This is a genomic window from Alteribacillus bidgolensis, from assembly GCF_002886255.1.
GTDB lineage: Bacteria > Bacillota > Bacilli > Bacillales > Marinococcaceae > Alteribacillus > Alteribacillus bidgolensis.
Genome location: NZ_KZ614149.1, coordinates 2,879,134 through 2,897,279 on the forward strand (window position 1 = coordinate 2,879,134; position 18,146 = coordinate 2,897,279).

Genomic DNA, 18,146 nt, shown 5'->3' on the forward strand with positions numbered 1-18,146 from the left:
AATTGCAACTTTATATGGAATATTGTTTAATATTGCAACTGAGGTGACCAAAAAAAATTCTCTCTTTATTCATCCATAAACAGGTTAGGCAAGAATGTAACAATATCTTGGAAAAAGATAATAATAAGAATAGAACCAAGATACACACCTACAAATATTAAAATATGATTAAGCATTTTCATCACATTTGTCCCTGCTACTTTAGAAGCCAATAGACTAGACAAACCATATGGCGGCGTTACTGTACCAAGACGAATAGCCATTACGGTTACGATCCCAGCTACAATTGGGTCAATTTCTAAAGCATTCATTACTGGAAGTAATAGTGGAACAAAAATAAGCATAGCGGACGTGGGCTCCATAAACGTACCTAAAACCACGTACAAAAGCGTTAGTAAAATCAAAAAGCCAGCCGGGCTTACATCACTATTTATTAAAAATTGAATGATTGGATCCATCGCTTTATAGTAAGTCAATACCCACGACAAAAACGCTGCCGCAGCAATTAATATATAAATAGTCGCCGCATCCATAGCTGCTTGTTTAGAGACATCCATGTATTGGCCAAATCTTCTTTCTTTTTTAACAAAAAACGCAATAAAGACTACATACACTACAGCAATACTAGCTGCTTCAGTTGCAGTAAATACGCCACTCATTATCCCTACAATAACTATCAAAAATAGACTTAAAGGAAATATGACTTTTTTAATCGCTACAATTTTTGAAAGTTCTTTATTGCTGTCTAATCCAAGATCCTCACTATTTACTGTGCCGACATTATTTTTGGAAGCATAAAAATAAGCATAACCCATCTGCATTAAACCTATTAATATACCTGGCAAAATTCCTCCAATAAACAGTCCCGCGACCGATGTTTTAGCCAAAGCACCATACACAATTAATAAAATACTAGGCGGGATGATAGACCCTATTGTTGAAGAAGCTGCAGTCACCGTTGCAGCAAATTCTCGGCTGTAACCAGCTTTAATCATTGCAGGTATTAATACCCTTCCCAAAGATGCCACGTCTGCTACAGAAGATCCTGAGATAGCTGCAAAAAATATGCTTGTGACAATGTTTATATGCGCTAAACTTCCTTTCGCTTTTCCAACCAGTGCCTTTGAAATGTAAATTAAATCTTCTGTGACGCCAGTTAGGTTCATCAACCGGCCGCAGAAGATAAATAATGGAATCGCTAATAAGGTGAAACTTCCAAGAGATTCCAACATAATCGAACTCATTTGAGTCAAACTGACCATTGGCTCAAACAATATAGGAATGGCTGAAGCAACGATTAAACTAAAAACAACGGGCACACCTATCAATAAACAGAAGAAAAATATACTGACAATTAGTAGTAGAATCATTTTTTGTTCACCTCATTAGATGGCAGCTCTAGCAACTTCCTAGCATTTACTATGTGAAAATAAAGCATAAAAATGGAACCTACAAGAACAGCAGTGTAGTAATATGCTAAGGAAGGGGGATCTGATAAAAATCGAATCGATACCATTTCTGTTCTATTTATTCCTGCATTAAATGCTGCAACCCCAACGAAAACCAAAATGAGTATGGCAGTTAACATAAGAACATAAACAATAATGTTTTTTATTCTAACTAATCTCGCTGAAAGGTATTCTGTGAAAATATCAATTTCAAGATGGTGTTTTTCTTTGACTGCTATGGCAGACCCCATGAACACCAACCACGCAATACAAAACTTTCTTATCACTTCTGTCTCAGGAATAGAAGCTGAAAAGACATATCGAGCAACAACACTGACGAATAAAGTAACAGCGAGTAAGACCAGAGTAAATGCATTGAATGATTCTACGATATTTTTGATACCTCTGTTCACTTTACTGAATATCATAATACCCCTTCTCTTCTACTATAGTCATTGGAGCTGTCCTATAAGTCAGTTCTCGGCAAACGTTACTGGAATATACTCGCACTTGCACAAGACGTGCTGGCCTCGGCGTTGGCCACAGGACGGGACGAGTTTTAGCTAGCGATAGTTGGAGTCTCGTATATTCCAGTTGCTAGATGACCACCATAGCCTAAACCACCCTTTGAGACAGCCCCAGCTTTTTAGTTACTTCACGAAAATGTCTTCTACTTCCTCTTCAATTCCTTGTTCCTCAGCAATTTCTTCCATCTGTACCCTGGACCTTTCAATGAATTCCTCGCGGTCTGGCTCTGTAAATTCTACTCCAAATTCGCTTTCTAATGTTTCCATATCTTCTTCTGCCTGCTCAAAAGCCTTACTTATATACTCTGCCTGTACTTCTTCGGAAGCAGTTTGAATGGCTTCTTGCAATTCGGAATCAAGGGACTCATATCTTTCATTATTCATCACTACAAATCCTAAAGTGAGTTCATGCTGGGTTCTTGCCACGTAATCTGCTACTTCACCAAACCGTTGTTCAATCATTGCATCTAAACTGTTTTGAGATCCATCTACTACACCAGTTTGAATTGCCGTATATACTTCGCTGAAATCAATGGTACTAGGATTTGCCCCTAAGTTTTTCCACCATTCCATTTCCGTACTCGAACCACCGCTGCGCATATCTTGACCTTCAAGATCCTCTATAGATTCAATTGGAAATGTACTAATAATATTTCTCTCTAATCCACCGGCATACATAACTGTTTTCAAACCAGGATCTTCAACTAATAAATCTTCAAAATAAGATAATTTATCACTTTCATTCACAACAGATTCAAAATGTTCTTGATCCTCAAACAGATAATTGGTTCCTAGCACATTAAATTCTGGATTGTGTTCAGCAAACCAATCGGGATCAGAATAAATGACATCAATATCTCCAGTTATGACAGATTGATATAAACTTGATGCATCACCTGCTTGTCCACCCGTGTGGACAGTAAATTCGATGGCTCCATCGCTCTGGTTTTCTACCTCATCAGCAAACGCAGTTAATGATCTTGCCAAAAGAGAGTCACTGGGGTTAATAGTAGCTGCTACTAATTCAACTGTCTCTCCCTCTGCTTCTTCAGAAGCCTCACCGCCTGCATCACCACTACCACAACCTATCAGTGATGCCGCGGTCATGCCAAAAAGTAACGTACTAATTAGTGTCTTCATAATTTAAATCCTCCTTAAAGAAATTTTTTATAAACCGGTTACATTTTTCATTAACTTTTTAGCCAATCCTTTTGTAAAGAAAGGTATCTAATACAATCTCGCCTATTCGTAAATGTAATATCTATTTTGTTATCTTCAATCTTCTCAATAGACGGATAGGAAAATTCAGGGTTTCCTTCTACATCTGTGACAATATTTTTTATATATGGCCAAGTAAGCCCTTCATCTTCTGAAACAGCAATAGCTAAAGGAGAACGCTGCACACCCCAGATAGCACTAGGATTCTCTTTTTCCTTTACACCAACTGCATCCATGTCACTTTTATCAAACCAAGGGGGCCTATTTTCTACCGGCGGCTTCATTTCTGCATTGATATTATTAAAAATGACTGCTATACTATCGTTGTTTAAACGTAATCCTTGAATCGAAGCATTATTATTAGGGAGCTCTGTTTTTTCAGGGGTAGTCCAGGTCTTTCCATAATCAGACGATGTGCTTCGATAGATATAATCTGCTTTTCTACTTCTAAAGAAAGCAACCAAGTTGTCATCTGCTAATCTCACAATACTCATATGAACTAAGCCTTTGCTTTTTTCAACCTCGTGTTCTGTCCACGTCTTTCCATTGTCGGAGGATATTTTAACAACACTGAAGTCGTTTCCTAAAAACCCATCTTCAGATTTCAAGCTATAGTAAGCAGGTAAAATGATGTCCCCGTTTTCTAATACAACTGGAGGGTTCCTAACAAATGAGCCTGATTTATCGAATAATGTTTTCACGTTGCTCCAAGTATATCCATTATCATTTGAGATTCTGCAGCGTACAACGGCGGAGTCTTGGTGGACCGCGTCTTGGGCTGTATAAATCAACCATAATTCCCCATTTGGATTTTCAAATAAAATAGGATTTTGTTCTGATCGTTCAGAGTCATTTGACACAACAGTTGGTGTGCTCCACTCATCCGACCCTTTATTCAATCTTGAGAGGAGTATAGAAATATCGGCTCTGCCCTCTCTCGATCCTCCAAACCAAACACAAAGTCTATCACCATTTCGTAGTAAAATAATGTTCGAAGCATGATTATGTGGGAACAAGCTTGGTATATTTGTACCTAACTCGTCAATATCTGTCATCATTATCCATCCTTTCTATAAAAAATAGAATTAATTCATGAAGGAACCACCGTTGATGTTAATAGTCTCTCCGGTTATAAAATCAGATTTTTCCGAAGCCAAAAACAAAATAGTATTTGCTACATCTTCAGGCTTTCCCAGTCTTTTTAAAGGAATTTTTTGCAAAATTTGTTCATGGTATTCTTCAGACCATTGCTTACTCATATCGGTTTCTATCGGTCCTGGACATACACCGTTAACTAAAATATTATGCGGAGCACCCTCCATGGCTAAATGCATCGTTAAATAATTAACTCCCGCTTTTGCTGTACCATAAGAAGGTGCAGCGTTTCTATGAACTGCTTTTCCTGCAGTCGAACTAACATTAATAATTTTCCCAGCGTTTTGATTGATCATATGGGGGAGAACTGCTTTGCTAAAATAAAGGTTTGCATTTAAGTTAACATTCAACACTTCATCCCATTCCTCTAGAGTCATGTCTAAAGTAGAGCTTCTCCTATTAATCCCTGCATTGTTTACTAAGATATCAATTTTATTAAAACGATTTATGGTTGACTCCACAACTTCTTTCGCAGTCTGTGGTACAGTCACATCACCTGCCTGTATCATAGACTCAGAACCCATTGTTTCTATTTCTTCAGCAAGCTCCTCTAATATTTGGATATTAGTACCGTTTATAACTACAGCAGATCCATTCTCAGCTAAAGCTAATGCTGTTGCTCTTCCCACACCCCTACTAGCACCAGTTACGATTGCTACCTTATTATCTAATGACATTATCTCTTAACCCCCTTTATTGAAACGCTTACAATTTCTAGTAACTCTTAAATGTTTAACTATCTTATTTGGAATCTTATTATACAATGATTTAATTTGCAATAACATTCAGAAAATAGTTTAATTTTGCAACAATAAATTACTTAAAAAAAGACCCGGGTGCACATGCTAGCTACCAGAGGTCCGTCATTTATTCTTTCGGTAATGTAAATACGGCATAAGAAATGCATAGTTGCCGCAAGCGCAACCGAAATTCCAATTACCTGTAAATAATGATATAAGTGTTAACCACCATTTGCCCCCCGTTTAGGCCGATTGCTCCTCCGCTAGGATAGTCCGCCCTTCATCATAGCCTTCACCCACCATGGCATTTGCAATATCAATCGCTTTTTTCCGAACTGCTTTGTCAAGATTTTTCAGGGAGGACGGATAATCATTCATGGTCCAAGACATACTGTTCTAACTTCCTTGGGCTAGATGCATTTCAATTCCTATATTTGATATAACCAGTTTCCGCATACTTTTTTCCAATATTATCCTTCATTCATACGAATTTTCGAAAAACTATTGATAAAAACCATTTTCATATATACAATTAAAATGAAAACTATTTTCCCAAGGGGTGAGTGCAATGAAAACAGCTTTCTTTGAAAAAGCACAGCGATTTGGTAAATCATTTATGCTTCCTATAGCCGTGCTGCCAGCTGCGGGTCTGCTTCTTGGTATCGGCGGGGCTTTTAGTAACAGCGCTACAATAGAAGCATATCCCTTCCTTGATCAAGATTGGCTTCAAGCGATCTTTATTACGATGAGTTCTGCTGGAAGTATTGTATTTGCTAACTTGGCTGTCATTTTCGCGGTGGGGGTTGCGATTGGTTTGGCTCGTGCTGATAAAGGAACAGCCGGTCTTGCTGCAATGCTTGGTTATCTTGTTATGAACGCCACCATTAATGCCATTTTAAACATTACAGGTAATATTGCAGAGGAAGAAAATATGGCTGAAGTGGGGCAAGGAATGCTTCTTGGTATTCAGTCTCTTGAAACCGGTGTATTTGGGGGAGTGGTTGTTGGACTGATGACGTATTTCCTCCATAACAGATTTAACAAAATTGAATTACCACGTTTTCTCGGATTTTTCGGAGGTTCTCGGTTTATTCCAATTGTTACTGCATTCTTTTCGATTTTACTAGGTTTAGCTCTGTATTACGTTTGGCCTCCTATTCAATCTTTTATTTTTTCATTAGGCGGGATTATAGAAGCCACTGGTTATATTGGAACCTTAGTGTATGGGTTTGTCCTGCGGCTCTTAGGTCCTTTTGGCCTGCACCATATTTTTTATATTCCATTTTGGACCACCAGTCTTGGAGGGTCCATGGAAATAGCGGGCTCTATCGTAGAAGGGACGCAGCGAATTTTCTTCGCTCAACTTAGCGAAGGTAATGTCGAACAATTCTTTATCGGTACGGCACGCTTTATGTCCGGCCGCCATATTACCATGATGTTTGGCTTAATTGGAGCTTGTTTGGCTATGTACCATATGGCAAAGCCTGAGAATAAGAAAAAAGTATTTGGGCTCTTATTTTCTGCTGGTTTAACTTCTTTTTTAACAGGAATTACAGAACCTATAGAATTTTCTTTCTTGTTTTTAGCTCCGCTATTGTACGTCATTCATGCTTTTTATGACGGCTTAGCTTTTATGCTCGCTCATATGTTTGAAATTACGATTGGACAGACCTTTTCAGGAGGATTTATTGACTTTCTGTTATTCGGGGTCCTGCAAGGAAATGACAAAACAAATTGGATGATGGTTCCTGTCATTGGAATTCCATGGTTCTTCCTTTATTATTTCACCTTCCGATTTGCTATCGGGAAATTTGATCTAAAGACGCCAGGACGTGAAGCAGAAGATAGCACGGATCATACGATGAAAGGAACAGACCGTGCAGAAGCTATCATATCTGGACTAGGCGGCAAAAATAATGTGAAAGATCTTGATTCCTGCGCAACAAGATTACGTGTAAGTGTGCATTCTGTTGAAAACGTTTCAAAAGACGCTTTAAAAAATACAGGAGCTAAAGGAGTCCTTACTAGCGGCAACGGAGTACAGGTTATTTATGGACCTGAGGTAACTAGTATTAAAAATGAAGTAGAAGAAATATTAGGAGAGATGAATTAAATGACACATCCAGTATTACAGCAATGGAAAAATCAACTAATCGTATCATGCCAGGCTCTAGAAGATGAGCCCCTCCACTCTTCCTTTATTATGGGAAGAATGGCTTTGGCAGCAAAGGCAGGTGGAGCAGCCGGCATCCGTGCAAATTCGGCGTCCGATATTAATGAAATTAAAAAACAAACAAATTTACCTGTTATCGGCATTCGAAAAAAGGTGTATCCTGATAGTGATGTATTTATCACTCCTACTTTAGAAGAAATAGTTGAAATTGCTGAATCTGGTGCAGAGATGATTGCAGTAGATGCAACAAATAGAAAAAGACCAAAAGACGAAAAAATAGAAACGCAAATAGCATTCATTCGTGAAAAATATTCATCAATTGCTCTAATGGCCGATGTTTCTTCTCTTGAAGAAGCAATCGATGCAGAAAAACTAGGTTTTGATTGTGTCTCCACCACGTTAATCGGTTATACGAAAGAAACCGAAGGACAATCCCTTGCAGACAACGATTTTGAATTATTAAGAGCTATCACTGACGCCGTTTCTATTCCAGTCGTAGCAGAAGGGAAAATCTCTACACCTGAATTGGCGGGCGATGCTTTAGAAAACGGGGCACATTGTGTAGTGGTCGGAAGTGCCATTACACGCCCGCAGCTTATTACAAAAACGTTTTATGACCAAATTGTAAAAACAGAGGCCGGGTCCTAGACGAACGGGTTCAGTAATGGGAGAGCAAATCCAGAAGAACCTATTAACTCACTAATGAATTGGCGTAATCTTCACTAGTAATATAATTAACACGTACAAGGGCTGTCCTATAAGCCGGTCAAAACCGACTTTTAGGGTCAGTCCCTTTCAATCTAACCCAAAAACAGTGTTGGGGCATGTAAAAACGACACCCAAAAGGCCTTAAAACGCACACATGAGCCTGACTATTAAATATTTTTTATTGTTTCTTCTTTCCATAAACGTTCCATATTTACTTGATTGTTTGTACGTCAACCATAATTAAAGCTTTTTTCCTTTCATCCATAGGATCCCCCCTAATAATTTTCCATTGATACCCATATTTTAAATCCAAATTTTAGTTTTGTACAATTGTTATTGTTCTACGTTAATCGAATAACTAAGAGCTTCCTTTCACTTTCTAATAATTCCTTCCTTTAATAAACAATTTGGCCCTATATACAAAGAGAGAGCGCATTTCTTACTCCTGAATTGCGCCCGTTTATGGAAACCTTTTTAATTCTTTATTGAGCCAACATTATCGGCAAACTAATTGCGCTAATTACAACACCCTGAATCATTGTTTTGATAAGTATGGAATTACTGGCTTCCTTGCGCTTACTAAAAAATTCATTAACAATAAGATTAAGGAAAAATAAAATAACCATCAATATCAAAAAAAATAAAGAGTAATCGATTAAGACCTTCATTTTCATCACCCTATTTTACTTTGCTACCCTATTGCTTAACATTCATTATTTCAAAACTCCTAAATAGGTACAATGGCTTTTTCCATATTTTAGAAATACAAAGAGGACGACTTATTAAATAAGTACCCCCGTTTGCTTAATAAATACTAATCTCTGTGTTTTCGCATTTGTATTGGTGTATAATCATTTATCTTTTTCCAAAAGTTCTATTATCCTATCAAGCTTCTCCTCAACTTTATTAGAGCTACGGTATTTTCTATTTAAATTGATTATCAACCTTCTAACAAACAGTGTAAAAGAAACAGCAAATAAAATGATTAGCATTAAAATGACAACTGAAAATATAAGATCACCATAAAACAAAGACATAAAAAACCCCCAAATAACCTCGCTTTGTTATGTATTCAACTTTTCCTTATTTTAACATAAACGCTCAAGCTCAAAACCATTAGATTAAATTAAAAGTCATGGTCCTTTACACAAAAGAAAGAGCGCAGTCCCTGCTCTAGGATCGCGCCCTATAATGGAATAACAAAAATAGAGAAACAGATACAACTAGCTTATTTTTCTTCAAGTAACGCACACGTTTGTTAAAGAAGAACTTTTCGTTTATTTGAGAAAATAATTCCTTACCTTTTGCCAGTTGTTGACTCTAACATAGCCTGTTTCATTAATATTATGTGGAGATGTAAACAAGATTCCTTGACCAGAAAATCGTTTAAAATGTCTTACATTATCGTCAATAAGATAGTCTGCATTAATAATACTCTTATCACCACAAAAGACAAAGTTCATATCATTCAAGAAGCTAAAATGTTCCTTTAACCATTCATACTTTGCTGTAAATGATGTTGGAAACTCCATTGCAGCCGTAGTAATGAAAATTTCATAGTGTTCGCTTAATTCCTTTATTACTTCTTGACTATCCTTCATTACTGCTAAATCCCTAAAGTAAGTAGGTTCGGTTAAGTAATTCATAATTTCTTCTTTCAACTGAGGGCGTAACTCTCTTAGTTTTTTTCCTTTTAAGTCTTCAACTGTAATATTTTCGTTGTAGTCTCGATTGAAAAGTGCTAAATGTTTGGGAATAAAATCAGCAATTACTTCATCCATATCTATTGCAATTCTCTTCATAACCAATCCCCCTAATATGTACAAGTTTATTTTATTATACAAGATTTTCTTATTACACAAACCTGCCCCGTATGCTTAAGTATGTTTTTTCACAATCTTCTCTATATATTTTAACAAAAATATCTAATTTTCTTATTAAGTGTTATTCCACAAAACGGCCCTTTTGTTGAAGAATACACGATTGCGTTTAAGCAATATAAATTTTTTGAAATTTCCATATGTTCCACTTTAATATCCACATAGAAGATACCAAAAATGGCTCAATAATAAAGGGAATTAAGTAAAATCATAGTTTCAAATGAAGCTATTAACGGAATCAAAAAGGACTTACTCACAACTCTACCTCCCATTCAATTGACCATCCAACGCACCCGTTTTCAGGTACCAATATTTGGTTAAATAGGGTACCTTAAGCGTTTCAAAACTAAGGATTAGGGAACAATTTTTTAAGAACTTCTAGTATTCCGAGAGAATAATGCGAAATTGTTACATTATCATGTAAACCCTTTGCTTCTTCCGTAGCGTTTCCTAACAAATAACCATATTGAACTGTTTTTAACATTTCTACATCATTTCCACTATCTCCAAAAGCAATCGTATTAGCTAAAGGAACTTGATAATATTTGATCATAAACTTTACTATTTCTTTTTTTCCAGTATTTAAAGGGATAAAGTCAACATCAAATGCGCCTTTAGGGTCTCCTGCTTTTGGATTGCATCGATTTATGTTTATTCCTAGACCGTTTAATTTAGCTACATGACTAATGATCTTTAAATCATATTGGCTTTTCGTCTTGGACTTTTCAAAATAATAGTAGTTCCACTTATAACCTTTTTGTCCTAACTGAGTCTGCTCTACAAGCTCTATGTTATAGACATTGTACAGTTCACTTTCAAGTTCTTTTACAGTGTCGCTTGAGAAATTAACTTTCTTTAGTCTATTTTCCCATTCCTTATTAGGTAGCAAATCTCCTTTTTCACTTACGTTATATACTTCAGTACCTAAGTTACTTGCTATAAAATGGGGACTATAAGAAATATTGGCCCGTTCCATTTTGTGAGCAATTTGATTTAAATCACTACCAGTTACCCAACCGATTTTTAAGAATTGTTTTTGAACAAGAAGATGAAGATACTCTTCCAGTTCATTTAAATTTTTCAACAATTCATCAGTACAATCATGAGGAAAATATGTTTCATCAAAATCAAAAAAGATTATATACTTTGCCTCATTAGCATTTAAAAAAGATTTATTAAGCTTAAAATTCATATAAACCACCCCATTAATCTAATTTTTTATAATATAATTTCTGGGATTGATCCCATGTCAATATTTTTTTATGAGGTGAAAAAATGGTAACAATATATGATATTGCGCGACTAAGTGGTGTTTCTAAATCAACAGTATCACGAGTGGTTTCTAATCATCCCTATGTATCAACTGAAACAAGAAACAAAGTACTAAAAGTCATGCAAGAGTATAATTATGTTCCAAATTCTCTTGCCAAACAATTTCGTCAAAAGCAAACAAAGTGTATAGCTATTCTCATCCCTAATTTAGACCACCCTTATTTCAGTCAACTCGTTAGATACATATCCGCTGCTTGTTATAAAAAAGGATTTAAAACAGTAATACATCAAACTTTTTCAAACAAATATACAGAAAGAGATGTATACACTCAACTTCAAAGAAATGAATTTGATGCCATTATTTTAGCTTCCTTTTCATTACCAGAGGAGGCAATTGCTAGATATACAGAAAATAATATAATCGTTGCCTGTAATGAGGATTACTCTGGTGACTATTTTGACGTTTTTTGTTTAGATGAGGAAGAGGTAACCATGAAAGCAACATCATATCTGTTAAATAAAGGACTTTCAAAATTAGCCTTCTGTTCGGACAATATTACTTCCCCTTTACAACAAGCAAGATTAAAGGGTTTTATTTTAGCTCACACTAAAAAGGGATTACATCACACCAAAGACTTTGTTTTTAATAAGATATCAAATATAGAAGATGGAATCATATTAGGTGAAAGAATATTTAAGGATCGTTTAGAAATAGAAGGTATTATCGCTGGAAGTGACTTCGTTGCCGCTGGATTAATAAGTTCGGCTGTTAAAAATCATATCGAAATACCTAAACAACTATCAATTATAGGTTTTGACAATCATCCGATATCACTAGTTACTAATCCACAAATTTCCACTATCTGCAATCATATTCAGGATATGTCTAATGACCTAGTAAATCACATTGTAAATAAGATTAATGGTATAAAAAAATCTCCTATCAAAAAGGTATACAACGGAGAAATTATTAATAGAAATTCTAGTTAATGTGCTACATTACTTTATACTCGGAAGAACAACTCATACCGCTATAAAAATATAATCAATATTTTACCTTCTCTTATTCAAGAATCTGGCCCTTTCACAAAGAAAGAGCGCAATCCTTTACTACAGAATTGCAGCCCGATTGCTGAATATGCCTTTTACACCAGCCCGAAAATTACAGCGTTCAAACAACGTCGGGCAATCTGTATCTCTTCTGCCCCAACCAACAAGTTCTCTCCATTGGGAAAGAAAGTGGGATGAAAAGAAAGACTTTTGGTCCAGAAATCTTTTAATCAAAGTTCTTTAGAAGAATGGTTCGGTTAAACTCCTTTGAATTTTTGCGTTTGCCATGGAAATTATGGCGACTATCATTTTGTCTATCCGCTGGGTTCCGGAGTATGGATGGTTCTATGGAATATATACTAGCTCGTTTCATGCTATTTTGGCGTTTAATAATGCTGGCTTTAGCGGAGAGGTCAATCCAGAGGAAAACTGCCGGTAACGATTCCAGATTTATATCATTACGGTCATTCGCTTGGATTTTAATTTGTAAAAAGGGTGTCCCAAAAAGTTCCCTTAAGGGCACCCTTTTATGTGTAACTACAGCAAACGGGGAATACATCTTATTTGCGGGTGGGGTTCACTTTTGAAGAACTTGCTTTTCTGCTAATTTTAAATACAGTCTATAAAATGCTGAAAAGGATATGAAGGCAGCCAGTGACCCTGTGAAAAACGGAATGAAGAACAGAGGACCATTTACACTGACGTATATAATGAGGCTGCTTCCTAGAAGAACGGTTAAAAATAAAACAGGACTTCCAATAGTAATAATGAAAGTTTTTTTCAATAACGTACGCAATTTTAAGTGATAGTGGGCCATCATGGAAAAAAAGTTAATAGAATAAACAAATAAAACCATCCCCATAATCATAAACGTAAACATTAAAGGGACACTTACTTCACTAAGATAATAGTATTCAACGGCCCAAGTGATCCACAGTCCAGTTAAGATAAAACCTCCGAGCAAACTTCTTTTATAATTTTCTTTATAGTAGTTCCAGAATGACTTCATAAGGGAGATATAATCTTTTTTTATCACCCAATCTCTGACAGAAGCAAACATAGCGGCAGTAGCCGGGAAAAACAAAAACGGTGATAAAACGATAAGAGGAATAGTTAAAATAAATACTTCTCCTGTATGTTCTGCAAACAACATACTGATAATAACGAAAACTATAGGAAGATTAAAGATAAGCCAAAGCAAATTGATAACCGCAAATCTCGAAACCCATTCACTTACTTGATATAACCCTCCCAATAAACCTCCTCTCATTCTTTTCCCTCCCTTTAAATTCTTACCATAGTATACAAGAGAATCCCCCTTTAAGTAATTGCTATGCTTTCATACAGCTGCTTAAAGGGGGAAGCTTTATATTCCTATACAAATTCTTACGCCCACCACATTTCTGCAGGAGCCTCTTCAATATTTACGCTTTTTAAATTTTTAACAGCGCGATTAAATCCTTCATCAATCGACATGATTGGATCTTCATGCTCAATGCTTATAACATGATCATAACCGTATGTTCTAAGTGCACTAACCATGTTGGACCATTCTTGAATGCTGTGACCATACCCTACAGAACGGAAACTCCAGGCACGTGTTTGAACGTCAGAATACGGCTGCATATCCGTCAATCCATACATGTTTACATTATCCTGATCAATGTACGTGTCTTTTGCATGGAAATGATGAATGGCATCTTCCTTTCCTAGAATTTTAATAGCTGCTACTGGGTCAATTCCCTGCCACCATAAGTGACTCGGATCAAGGTTTGCTCCAATAGCATTATTCGTAGCTTCTCTAAGTTTCAGCATTGTATAAGGCGTATGAACAAGAAAACCTGCATGAAGCTCAAGTCCTATTTTTACACCATGGTCTTTCGCAAATTGTCCTTGTTCTTTCCAATAAGGAATCAGCTTTTCCTCCCATTGCCAATGTAAAATATCTTTGTATTCATTTGGCCACGGGGTCACAGGCCAGTTCGGATACTTTGCCTCCTCTTGATCTCCCGGTGTTCCAGAGAACGTATTTACAATCGGTACCTCTAACAACTCTGCAAGCTTTACTGTTTTAACAAACGTATCGTGTGAATCTTCAGCAAAGCTTTTATTGGGGGAAAGTGGATTTCCATGACAACTAAATGCACTAATCTTCAAACCACGGGAATGAACTTTTTCAATATACTCTTTTCGCTTTTCCGTACTCTCCAGCAATTCATCAATAGGACAATGAGTATCCCCTGGATAACCTCCGGTCCCTATTTCAACCGATTGCAAACCGGAAGCTTTTACATGATCAAGCATGTCTTCAAATTTCTTACTAGAGAATAACACAGTAAAAACCCCTAATTTCACTTTATCGCCTCCACTCCCTTAAGTTAAACGTGTCTGGATATTATGACTAGTTAAGTTTTAATGTGTATTCGATTCCATTGCTGCTAAAATAACTTCAAGAGATTTCTTCCCTTCTTCTCCACTAATTAAAGGTTCCTTATCATGAATAATACACTCAACAAAATGATTAATCACTTGGGTATTAGTTTGTCCGCCTTTATCATTCGATTGAATTTGTCCTAATTCATATTTAACAACATCACCGTTTGTATACTGAGCAATTAATGAATAGTTAGGATCATCTTCTAGACGTAACGTGGCATGTTCGCCAAAAATAACCGTGGAGTTATCTTCGATCGTTTTATATGCCCAGCTTGCAGCTAGTGTACCAACCACACCGCTTTCTGTCTTTAATATACAAACAGCATTATCATCAACATCTATATTTTGCTTAGTATTAGTTTCAACAAATCCTGCCACTTCCACAAACTCTTCATTTAATAAGTAACGGAGGAGATCTGCTTTATGAACACCAAGGTCCCCCATAGCACCCATCACCGCTTGTCCCTTATTAAAGAACCAACTTTTTTTACCATCAGCACTCCATCTGTCTGGTCCCCCATGTCCAAATGTTGTTCGAAAGCTATAAATCTTTCCGACATCACCTTTTTCGATTAATTCTTTTGCTTTTACATGGGAGGCAACAAAGCGTTGATTATGCGCTATCATTAACTTTTTCTGATTAGATTCAGCTGCTTTAATCATGTTGTCTGCTTCTTCCCTGGAAGTTGCCATTGGTTTTTCACATAATACATGGCATCCGGCATTTAAAGCAGCGATGCTGACTGGAGCATGTAAGTAGTTTGGCAGACAAACACTTACAGCGTCTATCTCTTCTGTTTCTAATAATTGTTCATAGTTTGTATAAGCATTTGCCTCGTATTTTTCAGCGGCTTCTTGAGCCCTTTCTTCATTTATATCGCAAACGGCAACGATTTCTGTTTGTTGATTATTGTCATACTCCAATAAATGACGGTTTTTAGTAATGCTTCCACATCCGATAACGGCTACTTTTAGATTGGTCATATTTCTCATCTCCCTTTTGTTTATTTATTATTGTTTTACTTGCTTTTTAGTAATTTCCTCTAGAGGTTTTGCATTCCCATAGACCGGAGCCGGAGTGTTTACGTTATTCACCCATTTCACACCATTTTTGATAACTCGCTGTATTTCTTTGTTATAGTACGTAGGATAGGTTTCATGACCCGGCCGGAAATAGAATATCTTTCCTTTTCCACGTTGATAGGTAGAGCCGCTGCGAAAGACTTCTCCTCCTTCAAACCAGCTCATAAAGATCAACTGGTCAGGGGCTGGAATATCAAAATGCTCTCCATACATCTCTTCTTTTTCCAGCTCAATATATTCACCAATCCCTTCTGTAATCGGGTGACTTGGATCGACCACCCAAAGACGCTCTGTCTCATCGGCTTCACGCCATTTCAGGTCACAGGTAGTACCCATTAATTTTTTAAAGATTTTAGAAAAGTGAGCGGAGTGTAAAGCAATAAGCCCCATTCCTTCTAGAACTCGCTTGTGTACCTTTTCTACGATATCATCTTTGACCTCATCATGGGCTTTATGGCCCCACCAGATCAGCACATCTGTTTCATTTAAGAGTTCATCTGTTAATCCATGGTCTTCTTCATCTAATGTTGCGGTTTTTACATGGATTTGATCTTCTTCTAAAAATTCGGCAATCGCTCCATGAATACCGTTCGGATAGATTTCGGCCACCATTGGATTCGACTTTTCATGACGATTTTCGTTCCATACAACTACATTCATACTAATAATCTCCTTTGTTTTGAATATTTTTATATTTATGGAAAAGACAAACGTTTATATAACGTGCTGTCTTCCAATTTTCATTGAGTACTAAATTGACTTATTTAACGGCCCCTTCGGATACCCCGTTAATAATTTGCTTTTGAGCAAAGAAGTAACCGATGATTACCGGAATAATCGCGATCGTTAATCCTGCTAGTGCTAAATGCCACTGTTTTGTGTATTGTCCGAAGAAAAAGAACATTTTTAAAGGGATTGTGGCACTTGATTCTCCTAATACAAGAGAAGGTAATAAGAAATCATTCCAGATCCAGATGACATTTAGAATGCCCACCGTTACCGAAATCGGCTTTAACAATGGGAAAATAACATACCAAAACAATTGAAATCGATTCGCTCCATCGATAATAGCGGCTTCGTCCAGGCTTCTCGATATCCCCGTCATCGCCCCGTGGTATAAAAAGATCGCGAGACTACAGCCAAATCCTAAATACATAAAGATCAGGCCAGCGCGGTTCAACATTTCCGCCATTCCAAAAAGAGAAACGAGTGGAATCATCACGGACTGAAAGGGAATAAGCATAGCGGCTACAAAAATTAATAAGATGACGTTACTTAGCTTACTTTTATTTCTTGCCAGCGCATATCCCGCCATCGAGGCAAAGAGAACAATAATCCCAATACTCACCGTTGTAATTAATACGGAATTAAACAGAGACTGCAAAAATTCCAATTCAATAAAGGCATCGACAAAATTTTCGGTTGTGACTTCCTCAGGCCATCCAAGGACTCCTTCAAAAATGCCTCTTTTCGTTTTAAACGCATTAACAATCATTAAATAAAACGGAGCGATCCATACTAAGGCAAGGAAGAGGCCAAGAATTTCCACCAGGAATAAATCTCGTTGTTTTTTCTTCATTACATCTCGACCTCCCTTTTTTTATTGTAATAAACCTGCGCTATGGCAATGGTCGCTACTAAAATGAAGAAAATAACCGCTTTTGCCTGCGCAAACGCCATTTGATTCTCACTAAAGGCTGTTTTTACAATTTCCATCGCCACCATTTGCGTGGAATTATGAGGCCCCCCATTTGTCAGTGATAAGTTCTGGTCGTAAATTTTAAACGAAGTCGATAACGTTAAGAACATACTGACGGTAAAGGCTGGTGCAACCAGTGGGAACGTAACATTACGGAATCGTTGAAAGCTGTTGGCCCCATCAATTTCAGCGGCTTCAATTAATTCGTTTGGGATATTTTGCAAGTAAGCGATGTAAATAATCATAATATATCCAGCCATTTGCCAGGTGGTTAGGATTACAAGCCCCCAAAAACCAGTCGTTGTTGTTGACAACCAGCCGTTTAACGCTTCAATACCAAGCGCGCTGCCAATATCATCAAATACACTAATAAAAATAAACTGCCAGATAAACCCTAGAATCAGACCACCAATTAAATTAGGCATAAAAAAGATGGTTCTTAAAAAGTTACTGGATTTCAGTTTTCGAGTTACAATTAAAGCGAGGCTTAAACCTAAAATGTTAAGAAGAATGACGGTAACCACTGAAAATTGAATCGTAAACCATATCGCATTCACAAATTCAGCATCTTGAAATAACTTGATATAATTCGAAAAACCTAGAAACTTTGAGGCCGTTAAACCATTCCAGTTAGTGAAGGAAAAAATGAATCCATAGACAAAGGGAATGATGACAACCAAACTTAAGCTAAGTATAACCGGTGTTAAAAATAACCAGAATGAAACATCCCGATTTCGCATGTGATCGCCTCCGATGT

The 18,146-nt window shown here is 36.8% G+C and carries 17 protein-coding genes and 1 pseudogene; 3 read left to right on the top strand and 15 right to left on the bottom strand.

The features are described from left to right. Positions 1–65 precede the first annotated feature (65 nt). The 6 genes and pseudogenes from CEF16_RS14255 to CEF16_RS23825 all read right to left on the bottom strand — a co-directional run. Positions 66–1,370: a TRAP transporter large permease gene (locus CEF16_RS14255; RefSeq protein ID WP_091587029.1), complete on the bottom strand. Its 1,305-nt coding sequence runs from the start codon at positions 1,368–1,370 to the stop codon at positions 66–68. Further along, the gene (locus CEF16_RS14260; protein ID WP_091587030.1) at positions 1,367–1,876 is read right to left on the bottom strand and encodes a TRAP transporter small permease; all 510 of its coding nucleotides are present in this window, start codon (positions 1,874–1,876) and stop codon (positions 1,367–1,369) included. The genes CEF16_RS14255 and CEF16_RS14260 overlap by 4 nt, the downstream gene beginning before the upstream one ends. A 222-nt stretch (positions 1,877–2,098) precedes the next feature. Continuing rightward, the gene (locus CEF16_RS14265; protein ID WP_091587031.1) at positions 2,099–3,115 is read right to left on the bottom strand and encodes a TRAP transporter substrate-binding protein; all 1,017 of its coding nucleotides are present in this window, start codon (positions 3,113–3,115) and stop codon (positions 2,099–2,101) included. Between the two features lie 50 nt (positions 3,116–3,165). After that, positions 3,166–4,251, bottom strand: a complete 1,086-nt coding sequence (locus CEF16_RS14270; protein ID WP_091587032.1) for a sialidase family protein — start codon at positions 4,249–4,251, stop codon at positions 3,166–3,168. Positions 4,252–4,278: 27 nt separating this feature from the next. Beyond that, the gene (locus CEF16_RS14275; RefSeq protein WP_091587033.1) at positions 4,279–5,025 is read right to left on the bottom strand and encodes an SDR family NAD(P)-dependent oxidoreductase; all 747 of its coding nucleotides are present in this window, start codon (positions 5,023–5,025) and stop codon (positions 4,279–4,281) included. Positions 5,026–5,355: 330 nt separating this feature from the next. After that, a pseudogene (locus tag CEF16_RS23825) lies at positions 5,356–5,478 on the bottom strand (DUF2188 domain-containing protein); the annotation flags it as partial. 178 nt (positions 5,479–5,656) lie between these two features. On the opposite strand from CEF16_RS23825, the gene CEF16_RS14280 reads away from it, so the two are divergent. Continuing rightward, positions 5,657–7,201, top strand: coding sequence for a PTS transporter subunit EIIC (locus CEF16_RS14280; RefSeq protein WP_091587034.1), 1,545 nt, complete (start codon positions 5,657–5,659; stop codon positions 7,199–7,201). Then, complete coding sequence (locus tag CEF16_RS14285; RefSeq protein ID WP_091587035.1) at positions 7,202–7,909, top strand: N-acetylmannosamine-6-phosphate 2-epimerase; 708 nt, start codon at positions 7,202–7,204, stop codon at positions 7,907–7,909. Between the two features lie 911 nt (positions 7,910–8,820). On the opposite strand, the gene CEF16_RS14295 is transcribed toward CEF16_RS14285, so the two are convergent. From CEF16_RS14295 to CEF16_RS14305, 3 genes are all read right to left on the bottom strand, one after another. Next, the gene (locus tag CEF16_RS14295; RefSeq protein WP_091587037.1) at positions 8,821–9,006 is read right to left on the bottom strand and encodes a DUF4083 domain-containing protein; all 186 of its coding nucleotides are present in this window, start codon (positions 9,004–9,006) and stop codon (positions 8,821–8,823) included. A gap of 240 nt (positions 9,007–9,246) precedes the next feature. After that, on the bottom strand, positions 9,247–9,777 hold the full coding sequence (locus CEF16_RS14300; protein WP_211295861.1) for a 5' nucleotidase, NT5C type: 531 nt from the start codon (positions 9,775–9,777) through the stop codon (positions 9,247–9,249). Positions 9,778–10,195: 418 nt separating this feature from the next. Beyond that, on the bottom strand, positions 10,196–11,041 hold the full coding sequence (locus CEF16_RS14305; RefSeq protein WP_091587039.1) for an HAD-IIB family hydrolase: 846 nt from the start codon (positions 11,039–11,041) through the stop codon (positions 10,196–10,198). Between the two features lie 83 nt (positions 11,042–11,124). Here CEF16_RS14305 and CEF16_RS14310 point away from each other — a divergent pair, with 83 nt between their 5' ends. Continuing rightward, entirely contained in the window at positions 11,125–12,111 is a 987-nt protein-coding gene (locus CEF16_RS14310) for a LacI family DNA-binding transcriptional regulator (RefSeq protein WP_091587040.1), read from the top strand. A 637-nt stretch (positions 12,112–12,748) separates the two neighbouring features. Here the strand turns inward: CEF16_RS14310 and CEF16_RS14320 are convergent. The 6 genes from CEF16_RS14320 to CEF16_RS14345 form a co-directional block, all read right to left on the bottom strand. Then, positions 12,749–13,441 carry a YesL family protein gene (locus CEF16_RS14320; protein ID WP_091587042.1) on the bottom strand — a complete coding sequence of 231 codons (693 nt, stop codon included), beginning with the start codon at positions 13,439–13,441 and terminating at the stop codon, positions 12,749–12,751. Positions 13,442–13,557: 116 nt separating this feature from the next. Beyond that, positions 13,558–14,526: a sugar phosphate isomerase/epimerase family protein gene (locus tag CEF16_RS14325; RefSeq protein ID WP_091587043.1), complete on the bottom strand. Its 969-nt coding sequence runs from the start codon at positions 14,524–14,526 to the stop codon at positions 13,558–13,560. Between the two features lie 57 nt (positions 14,527–14,583). Further along, positions 14,584–15,591, bottom strand: a complete 1,008-nt coding sequence (locus tag CEF16_RS14330) for a Gfo/Idh/MocA family protein (protein ID WP_091587044.1) — start codon at positions 15,589–15,591, stop codon at positions 14,584–14,586. A gap of 27 nt (positions 15,592–15,618) precedes the next feature. Beyond that, entirely contained in the window at positions 15,619–16,350 is a 732-nt protein-coding gene (locus tag CEF16_RS14335; protein ID WP_091587045.1) for a ThuA domain-containing protein, read from the bottom strand. 100 nt (positions 16,351–16,450) lie between these two features. Next, on the bottom strand, positions 16,451–17,269 hold the full coding sequence (locus CEF16_RS14340) for a carbohydrate ABC transporter permease (protein ID WP_091587046.1): 819 nt from the start codon (positions 17,267–17,269) through the stop codon (positions 16,451–16,453). Further along, positions 17,269–18,129 carry a carbohydrate ABC transporter permease gene (locus CEF16_RS14345; protein WP_091587047.1) on the bottom strand — a complete coding sequence of 287 codons (861 nt, stop codon included), beginning with the start codon at positions 18,127–18,129 and terminating at the stop codon, positions 17,269–17,271. Before CEF16_RS14345 ends, CEF16_RS14340 begins: the two co-directional genes overlap by 1 nt. Positions 18,130–18,146: the final 17 nt, after the last annotated feature.

Coding starts and splice junctions, on each gene's coding strand:
- CEF16_RS14265 (WP_091587031.1), bottom strand. CDS start 3,115: ATGAAGACACTAATTAGTACGTTACTTTTTGGCATGACCGCGGCATCA.
- CEF16_RS14260 (WP_091587030.1), bottom strand. CDS start 1,876: ATGATATTCAGTAAAGTGAACAGAGGTATCAAAAATATCGTAGAATCA.
- CEF16_RS14285 (WP_091587035.1), top strand. CDS start 7,202: ATGACACATCCAGTATTACAGCAATGGAAAAATCAACTAATCGTATCA.
- CEF16_RS14310 (WP_091587040.1), top strand. CDS start 11,125: ATGGTAACAATATATGATATTGCGCGACTAAGTGGTGTTTCTAAATCA.
- CEF16_RS14255 (WP_091587029.1), bottom strand. CDS start 1,370: ATGATTCTACTACTAATTGTCAGTATATTTTTCTTCTGTTTATTGATA.
- CEF16_RS14305 (WP_091587039.1), bottom strand. CDS start 11,041: ATGAATTTTAAGCTTAATAAATCTTTTTTAAATGCTAATGAGGCAAAG.
- CEF16_RS14295 (WP_091587037.1), bottom strand. CDS start 9,006: ATGTCTTTGTTTTATGGTGATCTTATATTTTCAGTTGTCATTTTAATG.
- CEF16_RS14345 (WP_091587047.1), bottom strand. CDS start 18,129: ATGCGAAATCGGGATGTTTCATTCTGGTTATTTTTAACACCGGTTATA.
- CEF16_RS14275 (WP_091587033.1), bottom strand. CDS start 5,025: ATGTCATTAGATAATAAGGTAGCAATCGTAACTGGTGCTAGTAGGGGT.
- CEF16_RS14320 (WP_091587042.1), bottom strand. CDS start 13,441: ATGAGAGGAGGTTTATTGGGAGGGTTATATCAAGTAAGTGAATGGGTT.
- CEF16_RS14280 (WP_091587034.1), top strand. CDS start 5,657: ATGAAAACAGCTTTCTTTGAAAAAGCACAGCGATTTGGTAAATCATTT.
- CEF16_RS14340 (WP_091587046.1), bottom strand. CDS start 17,269: ATGAAGAAAAAACAACGAGATTTATTCCTGGTGGAAATTCTTGGCCTC.
- CEF16_RS14270 (WP_091587032.1), bottom strand. CDS start 4,251: ATGATGACAGATATTGACGAGTTAGGTACAAATATACCAAGCTTGTTC.
- CEF16_RS14330 (WP_091587044.1), bottom strand. CDS start 15,591: ATGACCAATCTAAAAGTAGCCGTTATCGGATGTGGAAGCATTACTAAA.
- CEF16_RS14335 (WP_091587045.1), bottom strand. CDS start 16,350: ATGAATGTAGTTGTATGGAACGAAAATCGTCATGAAAAGTCGAATCCA.